Annotated in this window: 19 protein-coding genes; 17 read left to right on the top strand and 2 right to left on the bottom strand. The window is 49.5% G+C overall.

Annotation, left to right across the window (positions count from 1 at the left end):
- The first annotated feature begins 101 nt into the window (after positions 1–101).
- The 14 genes from ABID13_RS23630 (at position 102) to ABID13_RS23560 (ending at position 16,812) form a co-directional block, all read left to right on the top strand.
- Positions 102–1,910, top strand: coding sequence for an FAD-binding protein (locus ABID13_RS23630; RefSeq protein ID WP_045093087.1), 1,809 nt, complete (start codon positions 102–104; stop codon positions 1,908–1,910).
- Positions 1,907–2,194, top strand: a complete 288-nt coding sequence (locus tag ABID13_RS23625; RefSeq protein WP_007870019.1) for a 2Fe-2S iron-sulfur cluster-binding protein — start codon at positions 1,907–1,909, stop codon at positions 2,192–2,194. Before ABID13_RS23630 ends, ABID13_RS23625 begins: the two co-directional genes overlap by 4 nt.
- A 44-nt stretch (positions 2,195–2,238) precedes the next feature.
- Positions 2,239–3,315: a TAXI family TRAP transporter solute-binding subunit gene (locus tag ABID13_RS23620; protein WP_007870017.1), complete on the top strand. Its 1,077-nt coding sequence runs from the start codon at positions 2,239–2,241 to the stop codon at positions 3,313–3,315.
- Between the two features lie 67 nt (positions 3,316–3,382).
- Positions 3,383–5,275 (top strand): TRAP transporter permease, encoded by a 1,893-nt coding sequence (locus ABID13_RS23615; protein WP_045093086.1) that lies wholly within the window; start codon positions 3,383–3,385, stop codon positions 5,273–5,275.
- 145 nt (positions 5,276–5,420) lie between these two features.
- Positions 5,421–7,430: a molecular chaperone HtpG gene (gene htpG / locus ABID13_RS23610; protein WP_048930724.1), complete on the top strand. Its 2,010-nt coding sequence runs from the start codon at positions 5,421–5,423 to the stop codon at positions 7,428–7,430.
- Between the two features lie 232 nt (positions 7,431–7,662).
- On the top strand, positions 7,663–8,199 hold the full coding sequence (locus ABID13_RS23605) for an ABC transporter substrate-binding protein (RefSeq protein ID WP_276325546.1): 537 nt from the start codon (positions 7,663–7,665) through the stop codon (positions 8,197–8,199).
- Positions 8,180–8,968, top strand: a complete 789-nt coding sequence (locus tag ABID13_RS23600) for an extracellular solute-binding protein (RefSeq protein WP_276325545.1) — start codon at positions 8,180–8,182, stop codon at positions 8,966–8,968. The genes ABID13_RS23605 and ABID13_RS23600 overlap by 20 nt, the downstream gene beginning before the upstream one ends.
- A gap of 50 nt (positions 8,969–9,018) precedes the next feature.
- Positions 9,019–9,897, top strand: a complete 879-nt coding sequence (locus ABID13_RS23595) for a carbohydrate ABC transporter permease (RefSeq protein WP_048930723.1) — start codon at positions 9,019–9,021, stop codon at positions 9,895–9,897.
- Between the two features lie 4 nt (positions 9,898–9,901).
- Positions 9,902–10,744, top strand: coding sequence for a carbohydrate ABC transporter permease (locus tag ABID13_RS23590; protein WP_007870006.1), 843 nt, complete (start codon positions 9,902–9,904; stop codon positions 10,742–10,744).
- A 280-nt stretch (positions 10,745–11,024) separates the two neighbouring features.
- Positions 11,025–12,416: a glycoside hydrolase family 32 protein gene (locus tag ABID13_RS23580; protein ID WP_048930722.1), complete on the top strand. Its 1,392-nt coding sequence runs from the start codon at positions 11,025–11,027 to the stop codon at positions 12,414–12,416.
- Entirely contained in the window at positions 12,413–12,805 is a 393-nt protein-coding gene (locus tag ABID13_RS23575) for a VOC family protein (RefSeq protein WP_007870001.1), read from the top strand. Before ABID13_RS23580 ends, ABID13_RS23575 begins: the two co-directional genes overlap by 4 nt.
- Positions 12,806–12,834: 29 nt before the next feature.
- Positions 12,835–13,449 carry a YesL family protein gene (locus ABID13_RS23570; RefSeq protein ID WP_048930721.1) on the top strand — a complete coding sequence of 205 codons (615 nt, stop codon included), beginning with the start codon at positions 12,835–12,837 and terminating at the stop codon, positions 13,447–13,449.
- Positions 13,450–13,463: 14 nt separating this feature from the next.
- Positions 13,464–15,269, top strand: coding sequence for a cache domain-containing sensor histidine kinase (locus ABID13_RS23565; RefSeq protein ID WP_197092204.1), 1,806 nt, complete (start codon positions 13,464–13,466; stop codon positions 15,267–15,269).
- A complete protein-coding gene (locus ABID13_RS23560; protein WP_048930719.1) occupies positions 15,238–16,812 on the top strand; it encodes a response regulator in 1,575 nt (524 codons plus the stop codon). Before ABID13_RS23565 ends, ABID13_RS23560 begins: the two co-directional genes overlap by 32 nt.
- Before the next feature lie 2 nt (positions 16,813–16,814).
- On the opposite strand, the gene ABID13_RS23555 is transcribed toward ABID13_RS23560, so the two are convergent.
- Together ABID13_RS23555 and ABID13_RS23550 are read right to left on the bottom strand one after the other, a co-directional pair.
- Positions 16,815–17,156, bottom strand: coding sequence for a hypothetical protein (locus ABID13_RS23555; protein WP_048930718.1), 342 nt, complete (start codon positions 17,154–17,156; stop codon positions 16,815–16,817).
- 29 nt (positions 17,157–17,185) lie between these two features.
- Positions 17,186–18,022 (bottom strand): EcsC family protein, encoded by an 837-nt coding sequence (locus ABID13_RS23550; protein WP_048930717.1) that lies wholly within the window; start codon positions 18,020–18,022, stop codon positions 17,186–17,188.
- Between the two features lie 150 nt (positions 18,023–18,172).
- Here ABID13_RS23550 and ABID13_RS23545 point away from each other — a divergent pair, with 150 nt between their 5' ends.
- From ABID13_RS23545 to ABID13_RS23535, 3 genes are all read left to right on the top strand, one after another.
- Positions 18,173–18,610 carry a MarR family winged helix-turn-helix transcriptional regulator gene (locus tag ABID13_RS23545; protein WP_007869981.1) on the top strand — a complete coding sequence of 146 codons (438 nt, stop codon included), beginning with the start codon at positions 18,173–18,175 and terminating at the stop codon, positions 18,608–18,610.
- Positions 18,600–19,955 carry an MATE family efflux transporter gene (locus ABID13_RS23540; protein ID WP_007869978.1) on the top strand — a complete coding sequence of 452 codons (1,356 nt, stop codon included), beginning with the start codon at positions 18,600–18,602 and terminating at the stop codon, positions 19,953–19,955. The genes ABID13_RS23545 and ABID13_RS23540 overlap by 11 nt, the downstream gene beginning before the upstream one ends.
- Before the next feature lie 100 nt (positions 19,956–20,055).
- Positions 20,056–21,234, top strand: coding sequence for a glycosyl hydrolase family 18 protein (locus tag ABID13_RS23535; protein WP_048930716.1), 1,179 nt, complete (start codon positions 20,056–20,058; stop codon positions 21,232–21,234).
- Positions 21,235–21,244 lie beyond the last annotated feature (10 nt).

Here is a 21,244-nt window from a genome sequence, read left to right as displayed (position 1 = left end):
CGATTGCTCTTACATTCTAACAGCTTAAGCAACAAGATGGATAATTCCTTACTGGATGTAAGGGATATTAACCATAAATATATTGTAGTAGGAGGGATAAAATGGGACGGAGCATGGTTAAGAGCGATATCCTTGTTATCGGAGGCTCAGGCGCAGGGGTAATGAGCGCTGTGACGGCTTCCCGGGAAGGCGCAGAAGTTGTCCTTGTCTCAAAAGGAAAAGTGGGGAAAAACGGCAATGCTATTATGCTGGGAGGCAGCTTTGGGGTGGATGGCCAGGGGGCCAGGGATGTCTGCGGTGAAGCTGATGCCAATCAGGAGTATACGGCGGAAAGCCTGTTTGAGAAAATGGTGGCCTGCGCCTTTGGCTTGGGGAACCAGGAGCTTCAAAAGAGGTTTGTGGAAGACGGTCCTTATGCTGTAAAGGAGCTGCTTCACTGGGTAAAGGAGTGTGGGAGTACTTTTGTGTTCGCCCCCAAGGCATGCCGTTGGCGGGCTGGAGGGGTGGCCTTTGGCAGAGCTTTGAAGCGGGGGCTGGAATCCCAAAAGGAAATTCCTGTTTATGAAGATATCATGGTATCGGATCTGCTTACCAGGGATGGTAAGGTCTGTGGAGCTATTGGATTTAATGTTTATACCGGGGAGATCATTGAGTTTCGGGCAAAGTCGGTCATTATGGCTACCGGAGGCTGGCAGCCCTATGAGCTTAAGAATACCAACAGCGATATGACAGGGGATGGAATCGCCATGGCCCTTAGAGCGGGTGCTAAGGTTAAGGACATGGAGTTTCTTCTGGCAATTCCCACAATCCAGGAGCCCCTTTACGCAAAGGGGTCCATCCTTCCTTTTCAGATGACTATGCCAAACATCTTTCCGTTGCGGCACAAGGCCACTGATTTGGATGGCAAGGAGCTTCCTTATTCCTCCGAGCCAAGATTTAAGACGAATGCTTCCAACAGTAAGGTCAAGAAACTTCTCTATTGTGCCTTTTATGCTCCCGGCATGTATGAAAAATGGGATACATATGGGAACCGTTTTTACATGGATTATTCGGCTTATACGGATGAGGAGATCCGGGATGGTTTTAGGACATTCTATGAAAACCAACACTGGTGGCATGGAAAGGATAAGTACCATCACATCGATCTTCAGCAGCTGGCTGAGGACATGATCGCCAATGGCAAACGGCTGATGTGCGGTTTTGGAAACGAGTACAGCATGGGCGGCATTGTTGTCAATGAGAAGTTTGAAACGGATATTCCGGGCTTGTACGCGGCAGGAGAGGTCACCGGAGGTTTGTTCGGCGCTTTCCGAAGCGGTGACGGCCTGACGGAAATGCTGGCTAACGGGCTGACAGCCGGAAAAAATGCGGCAGTTTACGCCAAGAATGCTGCTGACCTTGAGCCTGCTAATCTGGATAAGGCAGAGGAATTTTTGGTGGGGCCCAGAAAGAAATCCCAAGGGGTCAGTGCGATTGAGGCTTGGAAGAAACTGGAACAGATAAGCGAGGAAGGTTTTGGATTTGTCCGTGATGGCAGGCGGTTGCAGCTGGCTTATGACCATATACGAGAGCTGCGGGCTTCTTTGGATCAATTGGCGGCGCCTGGCGCTGATCAATACAACCTGGAATGGATTAATTCCGTAATAATCCGGAATCTGGCTTTGTGTACGGAAATTGGAATCTATTCTGCGCTGAACCGCAAAGAAAGCCGGGGGTGCCATCTGAGAATGGATGAGCAGCAGGTAGACAATGAAAACTTTCTGTTCAGCTGGTTGGCAGAACTGAAAGATGGAGAGCTGGTCTATGAAAAGGAAGTACCTATCCCTACCTATCTGCCCCTTGATACCAGGAATTATCCTTCAGTTCTGGATTGCATAGCTGAAACGATTTTGAAAGGAGAGATGTCATGAGGGTAGAGATTAAAAGAAACAAGGACATTTCTGTTTATGAGGTTCCGGTTGTACAGGGTATGAAGGTTATGGATGTACTGGATTACATATATGCCAATCTGGATCATACACTGGCTTATTATCGTCATTCCTCCTGCTGCCAGGCAATTTGCGGGCGCTGCGCCTGCCGTTTAAATGGCAGAACCATTCTGGCGTGTGCGGAAATAGTGGATATTGATGCTGAAAAGATGTTTCTGGAACCTGGGGAAGGGACGCTTGTCCGGGATTTAGTGGTAATCCGTTAAGTATGAAAAAACAATTGTGAAAAATGAAAGGATGAGGTACGAAAATGAAAGTGAAAAAATTAGTTTCATTAGGTTTAGTATTGGCAATGATGATTTCAGCTGCTGGCTGCACAAGCAGCAAGAAGGCGGACACAGCCGCGCCTGCCGGTACAACCGGCGCATCGGGGGAGACTGCAGGGGAAAGCAGCGGCAATCCATCCGGTGATCCGGTAACCCTGGATCTTGTTACCGGAAGCACCGGAACTTCCTGGTACTCCTACGGTGCAACATTTTCTGAGGTAATCCCCAAGGGACTGCCTGCCGGTTCCATGATTAATGCCGTAGCCGAGGGCGGCGCCACTTCCAATCCCATTCAGGTTGCAGCAGGCACCTACCAGATGGGGATCGGATACAACTTATCAAATAAATGGGCTTATAACGGTGAGAACCTGTACACAGAGGCTTACGACAGCCTTCGCGGCATTGCCGGTTATTTAGACACGTTCTACTATATTGCGCTGGTCCGCACCGATGCCGGCTGGACGGATCTGGCCGAGGTGGCCGCCAACCACACCCCCATAAAGATCAGCGTGCTTCCTGCAGGGAACATGGGCAATATCGTTACATCCATGATCCTGGAGTATTACGGCATGACCTTTGACGATATCATTTCCTGGGGCGGCACGGTAGAATACGCGGACTGGAGCACCAGTGTGGAGAATATCAAAGATGGACGTACGGATTTTGTATGTCACAATATTACCCAGGGCCATGCTGCCGTGACAGAACTGTCATCCACTGTTGACATGACCTTTATCCAGTTCCCTCAGGAGATGATCGATACATTTACCGGTGAAAAGGGATTCAGTCCTGAGACTTTGCCGGCCAACTGCTTCAAAGGACAGGACGCCGCCATTGATACTTTTGGAGTTACCTCCTCATTATTCTGTACCGCAGACATGCCGGATGATGTAGCATATGATATTGCAAAGGCATTGTGTGAAAATGTGGATGATGTGAAGGCGGGACACACTGCCCTTCAGCGTTTTACAGCTGAAAAGGCCGGTGATCTGGCTGGTATGGGCCTTCCGCTCCATCCAGGTGCTGAGAAATATTACAAAGAAGCTGGGATACTGGACTGATAAAAGGGGCCTGGGATGATAGTTCTAAGCCTTGAATACACTGAAGAAAGGGTATAGAAACTAAATTATGAAAAAAAATAAATACATAGAAGCGTTCTGTAATCCAGGAGCGATCTGGGCATTGGTTTGGGTCATGTTCCAGCTTTGGGTAGTGGTCAGAGGCTCCTATAGCGCCCTTATCATGCGTCCCATCCATGTCTGTTTTGCTATGGGATTGGTATTTCTTACATTTCCAACCTTCAAAAAATATAAGGTTCCAAAGGGGGAGAAATATCTTCCCCAGTGGTATGAATATATCTTCGTGGGAATCATTCTTTTCTGCTGTGTCTATATGGTGATGAACAGTACGCGCTATGACACCAGGATGGCCTACGTGGATCCCCTTACCACCATGGACTATGTTACAGCCATAGCCCTGCTGCTTCTGATGCTTGAATGCAGCAGGCGTGCCGTGAATTTGGCTTTGACCATCATTGTACTGATTTTTATCGGCTATGGATTTTTTGGGGAAATGATGCCGGGCCTGCTGGCGCATTCCAATATGTCGCTTGCAAAATTTGTGGAGGTGCAGATATTCTCTACTACGGGTGTATTTGGTTCACCTGTGAGCACTGCCTGCGGTACTGTGTTTTATTTCCTTTTGTTTGGTGCGTTCCTGACAGCGACACCGGCAGGCAGACTGTTTGTGAATATCTCTACCCTGCTTACCCGTAAGGCCAACGGAGGCGCGGGAAAAGCTACAATCGTGGCTTCCGCTCTTTTTGGCATGATTTCTGGCAGTGCTCCGGGCAATGTAGCTTCCATTGGAACCATCATGTATGAGCCAATGAAACAGCAGAACTTTGAGAACCGTTTTACAGGGAGTATTTTGGCCATTGGCGGAACCGCAGGACAGCTGATCCCTCCTGTAATGGGAGCAGCGGCATTTATTATGGTTGATATGACGGGGATCAGTTATTCCAATATCATGCTGGCAGCCATTATCCCTTCATTTATCTTTTTAGCAGCCCTTTACTTTCTGGTTGACATGTACGCCAGGAAAAATAAGCTGGCCAAGCCTCAGATTGAGGCAGCGGCATACCGGAAAGAGATTATGAAGGACATCCATCTGCTTCTAAGCGTGGTGGTTTTGGTTGCGCTGATTATTCGGGGTGGTTCTATGATGCGGTGCTGTACCTATGCAACAATTGTGCTGATTGCCCTGTGCATGATCCGCAAGGATACCCGGATTACGCTGTTTGACTTTATCAAAGCCTTGGTGGCCACCGGAAAACAGGCCGTTATTGTTACCATGCCCTGTGCTCTGGCCGGCATTATCGTTGGACAGATCACTGCCACGGGCCTTGGGATCCGCTTTTCCAGCATGATCAATGCATTGGCCAGCAGCAACCTGCTGTTTGCTCTGATCGCCACAATGCTCATGGCACTTGTTTTAGGCATGGGCATGCCTACCAGTGCGGCTTATATCATGTCGGCCACATTGCTGTGTCCCAGTATTATTAAACTGGGCGTGCCTGTTCTGGCAGCACACTTTTTTGTATTTTATTTTGCCAATCTGTCTATGATCACTCCGCCTGTAGCGCTGTCTTCTTTCACCGCCGCGGGGATTGTGAACGACAATATGTGGAAGCTTGGCCTTTCAGCGTTTAAATACAGTTTTATTATTTTCCTTATACCTTATACCTTTGTGTATAGTCCGGCCATGTTGGGGATTGGGACTCCCTTGGAGCTTTTCCAATCCGGTCTTACCTGCCTTGTGGGGGCTTACGGATTGAGTATGGGGCTGATTGGATGCGGGATCGGGCCCATGAAAATGTTGGAACGGGTATTGGCGATTGCGGCTTCCCTGTGCTTAGTTATTCCGGAGACTGTCACGGACCTGATAGGGGTAATCTTAATGATAAGCCTTTTGAGTTTGCAGGTTATGCGGAGCAAAAAAGAAAAACAGGTAACGGTATAAGCTTAAATGAAATTATTAGCACTCAATAAAAATGAGTGCTAATTTTTTATTGACATTTTCTTCAGTAGGTACTAAAATGTACCTTGTGAGTAAGCATACAGAATTTACAAGAACTATTATTATATAAGAAAGAGGCGGATGAAAGATGGCAAAGAAAGGCAGTTTATCAATCACGAGCGAGAACATTTTCCCGGTAATCAAAAAGTGGCTGTACTCAGACCACGATATTTTTTACAGGGAGCTGATCAGCAATGGCTGTGATGCTATTACAAAACTGAAAAAGCTGGAATTGATGGGAGAGTATGAAAGACCTGAGGATGTGGAATATAAGATTCAGGTCACCGTGAACCCCACGGACAAGACCATCAAGATCACGGACAACGGTCTGGGCATGACAGAGGAAGAGATTGACAAGTATATTAACCAGATCGCGTTTTCCGGCGTGCAGGATTTTATGTCCAAGTACAAGGATAAGGCTAACGAGGACCAGATCATCGGACATTTTGGCCTGGGCTTTTATTCTGCGTTCATGGTGGCTGATAAGGTAAGTATCGAATCCCTTTCCTGGCAGAAGGACGCAAAGGCTGTCCACTGGGAGTCAGAGGGCGGAATCGAGTTTGAGATGGAAGAAGGGGATAAGGCAAGTGTGGGAACCACCATCACCCTTTATCTCAACGAGGACAGCACGGAATTCTGCAACGAGTACAGGGCCAGGGAAGTCATTGAGAAATATTGTGCATTCATGCCGGTGAACATTTTCCTGGATAATGAGATGGCAGAACCCCAGTATGAGACTATTGAGAAGGACGAGCTCACGGACAGGGACAAGGTGATAGAGACTGTCATCGAACCTGCCAAGACTGAGGAAAAGGAAAATGAGGACGGGACCAAGGAAACAGTTGAGATCGAACCGTCCAGGGAAAAATATAAGATCTTAAAACGTCCGGTTGCTTTAAATGATACCAATCCGCTGTGGAACAAACATCCCAACGAGTGCAGCGAGGAGGATTACAAGAGCTTTTACCGCAAGGTGTTCAGGGACTACAAGGAGCCGCTGTTCTGGATCCACCTGAACATGGATTATCCTTTCAACTTAAAGGGAATCCTGTATTTCCCAAAGATCAACATGGAATACGACAGTCTGGAGGGAACCATCAAGCTGTACAACAGCCAGGTGTTTATTGCGGACAATATAAAGGAAGTGATCCCGGAGTTCCTGATGCTGCTTAAGGGTGTGATCGATTGTCCCGACCTGCCTCTGAACGTATCCAGAAGCGCCCTGCAGAACGATGGCTTTGTAAAGAAGATTTCCGATTATATCACCAAGAAGGTGGCGGACAAATTGTCCGGTATGTGCAAGACAGACCGTGAAAATTATGAGAAGTACTGGGACGACATTGCGCCCTTTATCAAATTCGGATATATCAAGGATGAAAAGTTTGCTGAGAAGATGGGAGATTTCATTCTCTACAAGAACCTGGACGGCAAGTACCTCACCCTTCAGGGCTGCCTGGATGAGAATAAGGAAAAGCATGAGAATACAGTGTTCTATGTGACCAATGAGAAGGAGCAGAGCCAGTATATCAACATGTTTAAGGAGGAAGGAATTGACGCTGTCATCATGCCGGCCGCCATTGACAACCCCTTTATCAGCCATGTGGAACAGAAGAAGGAAGGCCTTAAATTCCTGCGTATTGACACGGACTTAAACGCTGCCTTTAAGGAGGAAGTAAAGGAGGATGATGAGGAGTTTAAGAAGACTTCAGAGGAATTGTCGGAGCTGTTTAAGAAAGCCCTGGATAACGACAAGCTGGACATCAAGGTAGAGAAGATGAAGAATGCCGGAGTGGCATCCATGATCACCGTGTCAGAGGATACCCGCCGTATGCAGGATATGATGAAGATGTACAGCATGGGCGGTATGGATATGGGAATGTTTGGCGGAACCGGAGAGACACTGGTGCTCAATGCCAACCATCCGCTGGTACAGTATGTGCTGAACCACAAGGAAGGGGACAATACAGGCAAGATCTGCGAGCAGCTCTATGATCTGGCCAGCTTAAGCCACGGTGCATTGTCACCTGAGCGTATGACAAAGTTTGTCAGCCGCAGCAATGAGATCATGATGATCATGGCTGGGGAAAAAGCTGAATAAAGAAATGGTTCCCGGGTGGGGATCATAGTAATAGAAAAAGCATTGCCTGGTCTGGTGGGACGGGCAGTGCTTTTTTGCTTTGTTCCTCTATTTTAATTCAACCATTGTGTTGAATAGTCATATTTATGTGTTTATTTAAGATTGTTGGCCGGTATGGGCAATGGTATAATTCGTATATCAAAGGAGATCGGATCCGATACAAGCAAAAACTAATTATAAGAGGGAGAATTATATGAGAAAGAAAAGAATGATATCTTTATTGGCGGCAGTGGTGACGGCAGCTTCCCTGCTTGCCGGCTGCGGTTCATCGTCCGCTACAGCCGGCGGTTTGGGGGAAACAGCCGGGTCCGGTTCCCAGAGAAAAAAGATCACGGCCCTGTTAAAAGGATCCGAGACCTCGGAGTCCAATATGATATACGGCAAGGCGATCAAGGATTTCTGCCAGCAGAAGGGCCTGGATTGTGAGATCGAACTTGTGCCCACGGATGCGGATTATATTACAAAGCTCCAGCTTTACATCAACAGCAATTCCCTTCCTGATATTTACGGCTGTGCCAATGGCTCCTTGTCTGCAGCGGCCCAGGAAATTGACGCCATGGTGAATATAGGGGAGGAACTGAAAAAAATCGGAAAATATGACTCCATGAATCAGGCGATCATTGATTTCCTTACGGATGCAAAAGACGGTCAGATGTATCTTATGCCCAACGCGTTGTATGCCGAGTATTTTGCCTACAGAAAGGATACCTTTGGTCAGTTACGGGCTTGAGGTGCCAAAGACCTGGGATGAGTTCCTGAATGTGTGTAAGGTCCTTAAGGATAACGGAGAGATCCCCCTGATCGTAGGCGGCAAGGAAAACTGGCAGCTGATGCGCTACCTCTCCTTTGCCCCCTGGAGGGTGACCCATGACGGGTTCATAACAGGATATATCTCCGGGGAGGACAGCTTTGAGAAAAATGAAGCGGCAAAGGCGGGGGCTGGCCTGCTCTATACACTGGGGACAGAAGGCTACTTCCAGCCGGGCTTTTTGAGCACGGACAATACGGCCAACGGAGAACTGTTCTATGGCGGGACAGGCGCTATGATGTACTCAGGCTCAGGCGATATTGCAAAAGCAGATGAACTTTACGGCAATGGCCAGCTGGGATTTTTCCCGGTGCCGGACGTGGACGGCATGGAGAACATGGAGACCAACGTACCCCTTCACGCAGGATTTGCCTATGCCTTTAATAAACAGACCTATGATGATGTGATGGAAGAATTCTTCCAGTATCTCTGCAATGAGTTCACCGGTCTTTGTTATGACCAGGCCAAGGTGTTTTCGCCCTTTAATGATCCGGTGCCGGATTCAGCAGGTGCGATCATGAAGGAAGTGTACCCGTTCTTTGAAAATGCAAAGCAGAGCTGGGTATCCTGGGACGACAAGCTGGATTCAGCCACCCTCACAAAGCTGGTGGATCTACAGCAGCTGCTGGTTCAGGGCCAGATCACGCCTGACGAATACTGTGCAACTGCAGACACCTATGTAACAAAGTAGTGGGACGGTCCGGAGGGCCATACCCCTCCGGACCGGGATAAGGAGGAACCATGCAGAACGCATTTGGAAAAAGAAAGGTGATCTTTACTTTCCTGCTTCCAGCTTTTATACTGTACACGCTTTTTGTGGCGGTATCAGTAGTCTGGGCCTGTTTTTACAGCTTTTTTGACTGGAACGGTGTGGGTTCCATGACATTTGCAGGGCTTAAGAATTATATGGATCTGCTGACCGGGGACCCGGTGTTCTGGCTGAGCGTAAAGAATACGCTGATCTATACGGTTGTGGAGGTGGTGATCCAGGTGTTCGGAGGCCTGCTGTTTGCAATCTTTTTGACGCGGATCACCCATTTCAGGGCAGGGCTTCAGACCCTGTACTATGTGCCTGTGGTCATCTCGTCCGTGGCTATCTGCCAGATATTCAGCAAATTGTTTTCCGTTACCCCAACAGGTGTGATCAACGCTGTGCTGGGAGCCGTCAATCCGGACCTGTTATACATGGAGTGGATCTCCAACCGGAAACTGGCCCTTTATGTGGCGGCCTTTGTAGAAGCTTATAAGTATCTGGGGCTTTATATGGTCATCTTTTATGCGGCCCTGATCGGCGTGCCGGGGGAATTGTCCGAGGCGGCCATTGTGGACGGAGCCAATGTGGTCCAGGAATTCATCTATGTAAAGATTCCGTATATCATGCCGGTGATCGTGGCCAATTGTCTGCTGGTATTAAACGGCTCACTGAGGTCCTTTGACGTCTCCTTCCTGCTGACAAAGGGAGGGCCGTCCAATGCCTCTGAACTGATGTCCACCTACATGTACAAACAGGCGTTTACCAGCCAGCGCTATGGATACGGAAGTGCGGTGGCCATGGCCATTGTGATCCTGTGTCTGGTCATTGGCCTGGGATTTAGGAAAATGACGGCGGAAAGGGAGTGATGGGATGAAAACAAGTCAGAAAAAAATGGTTTTTGCGCCTCTTAAAGGGCTGGCGGCCGTTATCCTTGCGGTCATTCAGGTATACCCTATTTTCTATGTGTTTTTATCCAGTCTGAAAACCCAGGAAGATTTCCGCAAACTGCCGTCCTATGCATTTCCCTCTTCCTTCCAGCTGGCCAATTACAAACGGGTGCTGGAGGTCAGTCCCATTGTCACCTACTTTAAGAACAGCATCATCATTCTGGTATTCACCCTGGCAGTGCTTCTGGTCATCAGTTCAATGGCCGGGTTTGCGCTGGCCAAGATTAAGTTCAAACGGAATCAATTCATGCTGAATTATTTTATGCTGGGGCTGATGCTCCCGTGTCAGGTGGCGCTGATCCCCCTCTTTACTATTTTCAGCAAGATGGGACTGCTGAACACATATGCGGCCATCATACTGCCCCAGGTGGCATTTGCATTGTCCTACTCCATTCAGCTGTTTTATTCCTTCAGCAAGTTCATGCCCAATGAGATTATCGAGGCAGCCATTATTGACGGCTGTTCCCCTCTTCAGAGCTATGTGAGGATCGTGTGTCCTATGTCCACCAACTCTCTGCTCACCGTGGGAAGCATGCAGGCTGTTTTTTGCTGGAATGATTTTATATGGGCCAATACCTTTATCCGGTCCAGTGATATGAAGACCGTGACCCTGGGGATCAACGATTTTGTGGGCTACATGGGGGTCACGGATTGGGGGCCCACCTTTGCAGCCATTATCCTGATCACCATACCTACATTTATCATATATTTTTTAACCAGCAAATACATGCTGGCGGGAATGACTGCCGGAGCGGTCAAGGGCTAGAGCGTGTTTGAAAATTCATTCCCGCCATCTGCACGCCCCATTTCGCGGGTTATCTGGGCCAAATTCAGTTAGCGTAGCCCACTACGCCGCCTTCATTTGGCCCGAATCCCCCACAAACTGTGACGCGCAGATGTCAGAAAGCAATTTTCAAACACACTCTAGAGCGTGTCGGAGTCTCCCCGGCACCCGTCTTTGCGGCTGATTTTCCGCCAGTCGCACACAAGTCTGAGTACCGGGAGATTTCGAGAGTACACGATAGAAAAAAGGAGGATGTTATACTATGACAAAATTATATTATCAGCTGCCGGGAACCTGGTTTGGAGACTGTATGCCCTTTGGACATGGGGATCAGTTCTATCTCTACCACCAGAGGGATACCAGGAAGCCCTGCCCCTTTGGGGAGCCGTTTGGCTGGGATCTGAGCACCACTTCGGATTTTGTGCATTATGAGGACAGGGGTGTGGCCATTCCCAGGGGCAGTGATGAGGAGCAGGATCAGTTTATCTTTGCCGGAAGTGTGTTTGAGGCGGAAGGCATGTACCACATTTTTTACACCGGTTACAACAGGGACTATCCAAAAGCAGGAAAGCCCTCCCAGGTGCTGATGCACGCGGTCAGCCAGGATCTTGTCACCTGGACCAAGACAAACGAAGCCCTTACGTTTACACCCCGGGAGGGGTATGATCCGGATGACTGGCGCGACCCGTTTGTCATCCGCGACCAGGAACGGGAGGAGTATCTCCTGATTCTGGGTGCCAGGAAGATGGGGCCCAAGACAAGACAGAGCGGAAGGACGGTATATTTTACCTCAAAGAATTTAAAGGACTGGGAATTCCATGGAGATTTCTGGGCCCCGGACCTGTATACCATGCATGAGATGCCGGATCTGTTCCGGATCGGTGACTGGTGGTACCACATCATTTCCGAGTACAGTGATAAGAACAAGATCGTTTACAGGATGGCTAAGAGCATCCACGGGCCATGGATCGCACCGGTGGATGATGCATTTGACGGAAGGGCATATTATGCGGGAAGGACATTCTGCCTGAATGGACAGAGGATCCTTTTCGGCTGGGTGCCCACCAAGGAGAACTGTGACGACAGGGGGAATTTTGAATGGGCAGGCACTTTTATGGCCCATGAGATCTATCAGAGAGAGGACGGAACACTGGGAGTCAAAGTGCCGGAACCGGTGTGGAACGTATTTAATACAGCAGAACCGGTGGCGGACTGTATCATGGATTCGCCTTCCAGGCGCAGTACGTACACGGCAGCGGAACACACAGGCGATCTGTTCCGGTTTGAGGCGGACGTGGAATTTGGGCAGGGGACCCGCTCCTTCGGCATCCGGCTTTATGAAAATGAAGATACGGAGGAAGGATATCAGTACATATTCCATGTGGGGGAAAACAGGTATGAGTTTGAAAAAAATCCCAACTGGCAGTGGCCCGCCCACATGAATATGGGCCTTTTGCGCCCCATTAAGCTGGAAGCGGGCAGAACCTACCACATCAGGATGATCGTGGATGACACCATAGCCACCCTGTATGTGGATGGGGTTGCGCTAAATGCCAGATTTTATACAAAGCCGGGCGAAGCAGTGAAGCTGTTTGTCACGGACGGAACCCTGAAGGCAACAAATATTTCCTGGGCAAAGGGGATGAAGGAATGATATTGGAGAACCGGAGACAGGGACATATCGGGCTGGCGACAAACGACCTGGAAAAGGACAGGGAGTGGTATATAAGTCTCGGCTTCAGGGAGACGGGCAGTTTTCTCACCCCGGCCGGGGAAAAGGTATGTTTTCTGGACAATGGGTACACGGTCTATGAGATGTACCAGCCATGCCGTCCTGTGGCGGGATCGGCGGCGGGAAAGATCGACCACCTGTCCTTTGTGTCCCATGATATAGAAGCGGATTATAAGACAGCGCTGGAACAGGGCTATCAGATCTGTACCAACGGCATTGAGCAGATTGAAACCTTTTGGAAAAAGGGGATACGGTATTTTAAGCTGGAAAGCCCCACAGGGGAAATGATAGAATTCTGCCAGATTCTGTAAGGGTAAGCACATACAGGAGGGGGATGTGTATGAACGCTATATTTGGTGCCAATGGATACCTGACCACTTTGTTGGAACGGACGGGGATGATGATCAAACTGAATCTGATCACGATTTTGTTTTCACTTCCGGTTGTAACTGCCGGGGCGGCAGTTACAGCCATGAATTATGTTTCCATGAAGATCGACAGGGGGGAGGAGGGATACATCCTGAAGGATTTTTTCAGGGCCTTTTCCCTTAATTTAAAACAGGCCTCATCCATCTGGATTTTCATGCTGGGTTGGATTATAATAAATCTCATCAGTGTGAGAATGATAGGGACCAGCGGGCTGACATTCCCCAAGGCAGGTATCTGCGCATGGGGTGTCCTGAACCTGACGGTTATTATTGTCCTGGTTTATGCGTTTGCTGTCCTGGCACGGTTTGAGGAGCCAAATGCAATGATCCTGAGACATGCCTTTGTGCTGGCCTTTTATCATATTCCGTATACGGTTGCAATTATGATGGCTCTTGTGCTGCCTGTGGTTTTCCTGTCTCTGTTCCCCCAATGGTTTCTGCTGCTTTTTATCTGCGGATTCTCTTTGCCGGCAATGATCTCAGCCCATTTTTTTAACCGTATGTTCCTGAAATTTGAAAGAGTATGAAGGCGGAGAAGGATATGGCCCTTAAAAACCTGTCCATGCGCAACCGGGTATTTCTCTATTTCTCAGCAATTATGGCAGTGTTTACCGCGCTGTCCGGGATGGTGACGTACAAACTGGCCGAGAATATATTGATGGAAAAGACCATTAACCAGACAAGCGAGACCATTCTCCAGATGTCTGACACATATGACTTTTATATGAAGGGAATGAAGGACAGCCTAGCCTGGGTCTGCAATTCCGAGGTACTTCAGGAAGAATTGTGCAATGGTGTGGTCAACAGAAATGATGACTACACCAGTTATGACAGCAACATACGGATCATTGAACGGATGATCGTCCAGGCGTATTACAGCTACAGCGTCAGCGAGATTGCTGTTTACAGTAATGAAGGGGATGCGTTCCTGGTCCCGTTCAGGGAGACGGGGATCGATATGACGCCTCTGGAACTTCATGAGACCGCAAAACAGGGGAAGGGAAGGCCGGTTATTGTAAATGACAGCGGCCGGGAGGACAGCTTTCTGGTGGTCAAGCAGATCAAGGATTCCCTGACCATGGAAGACCTGGGCGTGGCTGTCATGGGACTTAGAAAGGATTATCTAAAGAGCCTTACCAACAATGCTGATTTTTCCTCCAAGGGCACCATCATGCTGCTGGATGAAAAAAAGGAAAGTTTATTTAATGATGGAAGGTTTGATGGTGCAGATGAATTGACCGGGAAAATGACTGGATTCAGCGGATATTTTCCTTATGAGACAAATGGCGGGCAGTATGTGGCCATCTATCACCAGTCGGATAATACCAACTGGACCACCATTGGCCTGGTTCCCATGGTAGTGCTGATGGAACAGCTGGCACCCTTTAAGATCCAGGCGTTTCTGCTGATGATCGTATTTCTGCTGATCTCCCTTGCGGCGGCCAAGGCACTTGCGGACCGGATGATCCGCCCTGTGGAGGATATGTCCAGGGCGCTGGTAAAGTTTGCCGAGGGTGATTTTTCAGTGCGGATCGCAGAATACAGTGAGGATGAGATGGGGAAGCTGGGGCATGTTTTTAATGAGACCATCCGCCAGGTGGAAGGGCTGATCGACACTGTGGTGGAGAGCAAGAGCCTGGAAAAGGAACTGGAGTTCCAGGCCCTGCAGGCTCAGATCAATCCCCATTTCCTGTACAATACCATGGATATCATCAACTGGATGGCCTACGAACATAAGGAGACGGAGATCTGTAACATGGTTCAGTCCGTCAGCCGCCTCATGCGCCTGAGCATCAGCCATAAAGCCGGAAACCTGACGCTGGAACAGGAGATCAGCTATATCAGGGATTATCTTTACATTCAGAAGGTGCGCTATGGGGAGCGTCTGGAGGTGCTGTACCAGATCCATGAGGAAGTAAATAAGCAGGTGATCCCCAAGTTCACCATCCAGCCATTGGTGGAGAATTCCATTGTCCACGGACTGGAGGGAAGCGATGGGAAGTGTCTGGTGCTCATCTCAGCCCGCAGACGCGGTGAAACGGTGGAGATCCTTGTGAAGGATACAGGAAGGGGGATCGATGATGAACGTATGAGGGAGCTGCGGGATCCCCAGGAGATAAAGACCTCCTCCAGCAGCCCTCATGCCCATATCGGGCTTTATGCGGTTGACCAGAGGATCAAATATCTGTTTGGGGTCCAGTATGGGCTGACCATCCAATCCAGGCAGGGGGAGGGGACTGCCATAACCATAAGGATACCTTTTACGGATGGAAAGGACCTGGATCTGAGCTATGGGGAGGTGATGAGGAGAAGGCATGAAGAGACTCAGGGTAATGATATTGGATGATGAGGAGCGCATTCTCCATGGGCTGGAACGGTTTGACTGGGAAGCCCATGGCTGCGCATTGTCTGCCAAGGCAAAGAACGGGGCAGAGGGTCTGGAAAAACTGGAGGAGGCCCGGCCGGATATTATTGTCAGCGATATTAAGATGCCGGTCATGGGCGGGCTGGAGTTTGCAAAGGAGGCCAGGAAACGGCTGCCAGAAGTGCAGATCATTCTTTTGACTGGTTACGATGAATTTGAATATGCCAAATCCGCCATTGGAATAGGGGTGCGTGAATATCTTTTAAAGCCCTTGAATTTTGCAGAGCTGTCCGGCCTGCTGAAACGCCTCTGTAAGGAACATGAGGATGCCAGACTAAAGGAGCAGAAGCTGGCAGAGTTCATGGAGCGTTACCGCATCGCAACACCGGTCATACGGCAGCAGTATGTGGGGGACCTGGTAAGGGGCAACATACGGGACCGGAAGGAAATCGAAAAGCGTATGGAATCCATTGACGTGACCATTGAGAACTATGTGTGCGTTAAGGCAAGGGTATATAAGAGCAGGCCCATGGAGAGCTGGCTGCGGGAATTTGCGGTCATGAACATGGCGGAATCCATGGCATGCGGATATTGCCAGGACCTGCTTACCTGCATGGACGGAGCGGATTATTGTCTGGTGGTAATCTTTGGAGAGGGTGAGAGTGAAAGACGGTGTGCGGATACATGTGTAAAATTCTGCGAGGAATTGCAGAAAGCAGTGGGAAGCACCCTGGGAGAGGAAATCTGCTTTGGAATCTCCCTGACAGACCGAAATCCATGTAATATTCCCCATTTGATGGAGGAAGCCTCTGCGGCCTGTGATCAGAGCTCGTTTTTGGGAAATGACAGCATTGTCCAGTACGCGGATATCCGGAACAGGCAGAATGACTGGAAAACCTCAGATGGACAGAAGAGAAGGATCAACACCCTGGTGTCCACCGGAGATATTGACGGGATCGAGGAGATGGTACGATCCATATTTGGCCAGGATGAGGATTGGGGGGATGGGGTTCGGATCCGCGCCATGGACCTGCTCTGTTCCCTGATCCTGTATTCAGAGCCGGGAAAAGCGGCTAATACAGCCAAGCTGCTTCACGAGAGCACGGAGCGGATTTACGGAGCCAAGAATGCCGGGGAAGTTAAACGGTATGTGTTGAAGCTCCTGGTCATACTGGCCAACAGCAATAAGGAGAGGACCAATGATAAGAACCAGTCCTTTGTGGGAAGCATGCTGGGATATCTGGAACTGCACTACAAAAACGACATTTCCCTGGATGAACTGGCGGATGAATTCCACGTGAGCAAAAACTATGTTACCCGCCTGCTCAAGCGGTATACGGGCAAAAGCTTTTCTGAGAATGTGCTGCGGATCAGGATGAATAAGGCGGTGGAGCTTATAACATCAACGGATTACAGTATTTCCAGGGTTGGGGATCTGGTGGGATATCATGATACCAGCTATTTTATCCAGGTGTTTAAGAAGCAAATGGGGGTAACTCCCAATGATTATAAACGGTTGTATTAGATTTACAGCCAGTTCCTGTCAACTTCAAGGATCATGGCAGCCTCGTCCAGATCATGGGAATGCTCCAGCACCTCCCTGATATACTGTTTTTCAAATTCATCCGCCGCTGTTTTCAGGGGCTTGAACTGCAAAGCAGATAGGGAGCCGGATGAGCAGGTGGAAAAATGATAATTTTCCCGCAGCAGATCCTCGGTTATGACTGGCGCATCCTCCAGTACATAAAGCTTTTCCATGAAAATCGGAGGCGGACTGGCAGGGGCGGAGACCGTGGAGTTTTGGGGGACCATAGGCAGGATGGAAATAAATTTTGGTGAACCGGGAAAGCCTGTCTGTAACTGGTACATCTTTGCGCCATTCCCACGCCATATTAGTGCTATCCTTCATTTTGCGGGCCGCGTCCTAACAGGAACCGCCGCCTGTATTTCAGGTCCGCGTAGTCTGTGATTTTTTTCAAATACACGGCATCAAAGGCTCCGCCCACGATCCCTGCAATGGGGATCCCCTGCAGGAATTTCATGTATAAAAGCTGGTGGGAGAGAGCTTGGGCGGTCAGGCGCATCTGCGCCTTTTTTTCGTGGATGGATGTTTCTGCTTCACCTGTCATACGGATGCTGCCGTCACCGCCATGATTCTCCGCAATCAGCTGATTTACTTCCCCGTCCGCCCGGACAGCCATCTCACCTGGTAAAAGGGGAACCCGGATCAGCTTTAGGATAAAGCATTGTTCCCTCACCGTATCGTAAGAAAATCCGTAGTTCAATGCAATCTCGTAAATAGATTTAAGAAGCATTCCCGTAAACAGCGGAATATCGGGAAGCCCAATGCCAAGGGTGCCAAGCCCGATTCCGCTGGCGCCGGAGGCCAGGAGGTTGACCGCCCTGCTGTTTTGCGCGCGTTTGGAAAATGCTTTCAGATTCCGCCTGCTTTCCTTCAGGCTCACCGCGTACGCGCTGACCTTGTAGGCCGTCTCCCGATCCTCTTTGCGGTATGTTTTTTCTATGATGGGAGTGCCTTTTTCAAACACCACCTCAAATGCTTTGTAGAACGCCGTATCAAGGGTGGAGGACAGCTTAGGGGGAACAAGATGCTCCAGACGGCGGTTCAGAACGGATTCTTTTTCCATAGCAATTTTTTTGAGAAAACGCTCCTCCCGCCTTTGTAATCTGGCCCATTCTGCTTCAAGGGCTGTTTTTTTGTGGAAGTTCTTCATAGGATCACCTGTCTTTTCAAAATATGATACTATCCAACATAATACCACATAACGGACTTGACATCCATACCATATGCCACTATAATAGTTGAATGTTACAACTGTTGTATTATACAAACGTTCAGCGATCCATGGGATCCGGGAGGAAGGATGAATCAGTATACGGGAATATACCGCCGCTGTGAATTGTTGTTTATACGGAACGAGTTAGAACGATTTGGACTTCAACCGCTGGAGGGGAAGGTCCTTAATTTTTTGCGCAGGGGCAGCTGCACCCAGGAGGATGTGTGCGCCCATTTTGACATGGACAAGGGCAGGATCGCCAGAAATCTGTCGGAGCTGGAGGAAAAGGGACTGGTCTGCCGGGTGGTCAATGAGAAGAATAAGCGGCAGAAGCTGGTGAGCCTGACAGCGGAAGGTGAGAAGGTTCTGGCGGAGACAGACAAGATATTCATGAGATGGGACGCAATCTGCTATTCCGGCTTTACGGAGGAGGAGCGGTCCCTTCATCAGGATTTTGTAAGACGTATTGCTGAGAATGCAATGAAATACCGACACAGACAAGGAGGATGTACAAATGATCAATAACCTGACAGAGGGAAAGCCTTTAAAACTTCTGTTTTTCTTTGCAATACCCATGGTGGTGGGAAACCTGTTCCAGCAGCTCTACAACATGGTGGACTCTATGGTGGTGGGCCGGTTTGTGGGCGAGGACGCCCTGGCCGCGGTTGGCTCATCTTTCCCCGTGGTATTCCTGTCAGTGGCAGTGGCGGCCGGTTTGTCCATGGGATGTACGGTGGTGATTTCCCAGTTTTTTGGGGCGGGAAAGATAAGGGAGATGAAGGTAACTGTATCCACCGCCCTGATCTCATTGGGTGTCATTGGGCTGATCATAATGGGGATCGGTGAACTGGCAGCAGGCCCTCTGCTGAAACTTCTGGGAACAGATCCGGATATCATGGCTGATTCCCTGGCCTATCTGAGGATCTATTTTGGAGGAGCCATATTCCTCTTTTTATACAATTCCCTGAATGGTATTTATAATGCATTGGGAGACAGCCAGACACCCCTTAAGTTTCTTATGGTGTCAGCCCTGACCAATATTGTACTGGACCTGCTGTTTGTCATTAAGTTTAATATGGGAGTGGCAGGCGTTGCATGGGCGACACTGATCGCCCAGGGACTTTGCGCATGTATTTCATTTTTTGTACTCATAGGGCGTTTAAGGAAGATGGAAAATGAACCCTCAGCCAGAGGAGCTGCCTTCGCCTATTTTGATATGGATGCGGCCAGGAGGATTGCCAAGGTGGGCGTTCCCTCCATGCTTCAGCAGTCCATCGTGTCGGTGAGTATGATGATGATGCAGGGACTGGTCAACTCCTACGGCAAGGTGTTTGTGGCCGGTTATACAGCGGCCACCAAGATCGATACCCTGGCCATGCTGCCCAATATGAACTTTTCCAATGCCATTTCCAGCTATACGGCCCAAAACATCGGCGCGGGCAAGATGGACAGGGTGAAGCAGGGATATAAATCATGTATGTTTATGGTATTTATCTTCTCACTGATCATCACCACCCTGATCTACCTCTTTGGCCCGCAGCTTCTGGGGCTGTTCCTGAACCAGGGGGCGGAGGGAAGCGCCATGAGTTACGGCCTTAAGTACATGAAGACAGTTTCCGTGTTCTATCTGCTGATGGGCGCACTGTTTGTGGGCAATGGTCTTTTGCGCGGAGCCGGGGACATGGGCGCATTCATGCTCAGCTCCATGGTCAACCTGTTTTCGCGTGTGGCCATCGCATACCTCCTTGCGCACTACATAGGCGCCAGCGCGATCTGGTGGTCCATTCCCACCGGCTGGGCCTTTGGATTTATATTTTCCTTCCTGCGGGTAAAGAGCGGGAAATGGATGTCAAAAAGTCTTGTGGAATAAAGTTCTGCGGAATAAAGAGAGTCCCATCACGCATAATTTACGAATGAGAACCCGCTGCTGCTGCATATAATTCTATAAATACAGGCAGAGGAGCAATGCCTTGGAACTATATGTGGTAAAACAGGGGGACAGTGTGGACTCCATTGCAAGGACTTTCAACATTTCCACCCAGACCGTGATCTGGGATAATCAGATTGAATACCCATACCGCCTGGCCGTTGGCCAGGCTCTTTATATTTCAGATGGGAATCCTGTCCATGACAGGACGCCTCTTTATACCAGTGGGTACGCATATCCCTTTATTGATAATGAAGTACTGGAGGAAACCCTGCCGTTTCTGGATGGACTGAAGGTATTTTCCTATGGGTTCACCCTGGAGGGAGAGCTGGTACCGCCCATGACGGATGATGCCTGGATGATTGAAAAGGCGCTTCAGTGGGGGACACGGCCCATACTGACGCTGACTCCGTTGGGGGAAGACGGGCATTTTAACAATAACCTTGTATCCGGGCTGGTCAGGGATCATGAGCTGCAGCAAAGACTTATATGGGAGTTGGGACGCACCATGCAGGAAAAGGGATTCGGCGGCCTGGACATTGATTTTGAATATGTGCTGGCAGATGACCGGGAGGGGTTCGCAGCCTTTGTAAGCCTTGCAACAAGGGTGATGAACCTGTTCGGCTATCCTGTCTCAGTGGCTTTGGCCCCCAAGACATCGGCGGAGCAGAGAGGGCTTTTGTACGAGGGCATTGATTATGCGCTGTTGGGGGCGGCCGCCAACCGGGCCATGCTGATGACATACGAATGGGGGTACAGCCAGGGGCCGCCCATGGCCGTGGCACCCATCAACATGGTGAGACGGGTGGTGGATTATGCCATAACCGCCATCCCCAGGGAAAAGCTGAGCCTGGGGATTCCCAACTACGGGTATGACTGGGCCCTTCCCTATGAGAGGGGAGTGACAAGGGCCAGGACGATCAATAACAGGCAGGCCGTGCAGATCGCCATTGATTTTGGAGTGGATATCCGGTTTGACGAGACCGCCATGTCTCCCTATTTCCGGTACTGGCAGTATGGGATCCAGCATGAGGTGTGGTTTGAGGATGTCAGGAGCATCAAAGCCAAGTTTGACCTGATCAAGGAATACGGGCTTTCCGGGGCCGGTTATTGGCAGCTGATGAGTTTCTTTCGGGCCAACTGGCTGATGCTGGACCAGATGTTCTATATTGAGAGGGAGTGGCAGGTGATGGAACGGCTGAACTCAGTGGATGGGGCATAATATAAGACCT

Origin of the sequence: Enterocloster citroniae, from assembly GCF_040545455.1 — a bacterium.
Taxonomy (GTDB): Bacteria; Bacillota; Clostridia; order Lachnospirales; family Lachnospiraceae; genus Enterocloster; species Enterocloster citroniae.
This window is presented reverse-complemented; position numbering and strand designations above follow the sequence as displayed.

Excerpts from the sequence above, each read along its gene's own strand:
- ABID13_RS23630 (WP_045093087.1), top strand. The coding sequence starts at position 102 with ATGGGACGGAGCATGGTTAAGAGCGATATCCTTGTTATCGGAGGCTCA.
- ABID13_RS23625 (WP_007870019.1), top strand. The coding sequence starts at position 1,907 with ATGAGGGTAGAGATTAAAAGAAACAAGGACATTTCTGTTTATGAGGTT.
- ABID13_RS23620 (WP_007870017.1), top strand. The coding sequence starts at position 2,239 with ATGAAAGTGAAAAAATTAGTTTCATTAGGTTTAGTATTGGCAATGATG.
- ABID13_RS23615 (WP_045093086.1), top strand. The coding sequence starts at position 3,383 with ATGAAAAAAAATAAATACATAGAAGCGTTCTGTAATCCAGGAGCGATC.
- htpG (WP_048930724.1), top strand. The coding sequence starts at position 5,421 with ATGGCAAAGAAAGGCAGTTTATCAATCACGAGCGAGAACATTTTCCCG.
- ABID13_RS23605 (WP_276325546.1), top strand. The coding sequence starts at position 7,663 with ATGAGAAAGAAAAGAATGATATCTTTATTGGCGGCAGTGGTGACGGCA.
- ABID13_RS23595 (WP_048930723.1), top strand. The coding sequence starts at position 9,019 with ATGCAGAACGCATTTGGAAAAAGAAAGGTGATCTTTACTTTCCTGCTT.
- ABID13_RS23590 (WP_007870006.1), top strand. The coding sequence starts at position 9,902 with ATGAAAACAAGTCAGAAAAAAATGGTTTTTGCGCCTCTTAAAGGGCTG.
- ABID13_RS23580 (WP_048930722.1), top strand. The coding sequence starts at position 11,025 with ATGACAAAATTATATTATCAGCTGCCGGGAACCTGGTTTGGAGACTGT.
- ABID13_RS23575 (WP_007870001.1), top strand. The coding sequence starts at position 12,413 with ATGATATTGGAGAACCGGAGACAGGGACATATCGGGCTGGCGACAAAC.
- ABID13_RS23570 (WP_048930721.1), top strand. The coding sequence starts at position 12,835 with ATGAACGCTATATTTGGTGCCAATGGATACCTGACCACTTTGTTGGAA.
- ABID13_RS23565 (WP_197092204.1), top strand. The coding sequence starts at position 13,464 with ATGGCCCTTAAAAACCTGTCCATGCGCAACCGGGTATTTCTCTATTTC.
- ABID13_RS23560 (WP_048930719.1), top strand. The coding sequence starts at position 15,238 with ATGAAGAGACTCAGGGTAATGATATTGGATGATGAGGAGCGCATTCTC.
- ABID13_RS23555 (WP_048930718.1), bottom strand. The coding sequence starts at position 17,156 with ATGTACCAGTTACAGACAGGCTTTCCCGGTTCACCAAAATTTATTTCC.
- ABID13_RS23550 (WP_048930717.1), bottom strand. The coding sequence starts at position 18,022 with ATGAAGAACTTCCACAAAAAAACAGCCCTTGAAGCAGAATGGGCCAGA.
- ABID13_RS23545 (WP_007869981.1), top strand. The coding sequence starts at position 18,173 with ATGAATCAGTATACGGGAATATACCGCCGCTGTGAATTGTTGTTTATA.
- ABID13_RS23540 (WP_007869978.1), top strand. The coding sequence starts at position 18,600 with ATGATCAATAACCTGACAGAGGGAAAGCCTTTAAAACTTCTGTTTTTC.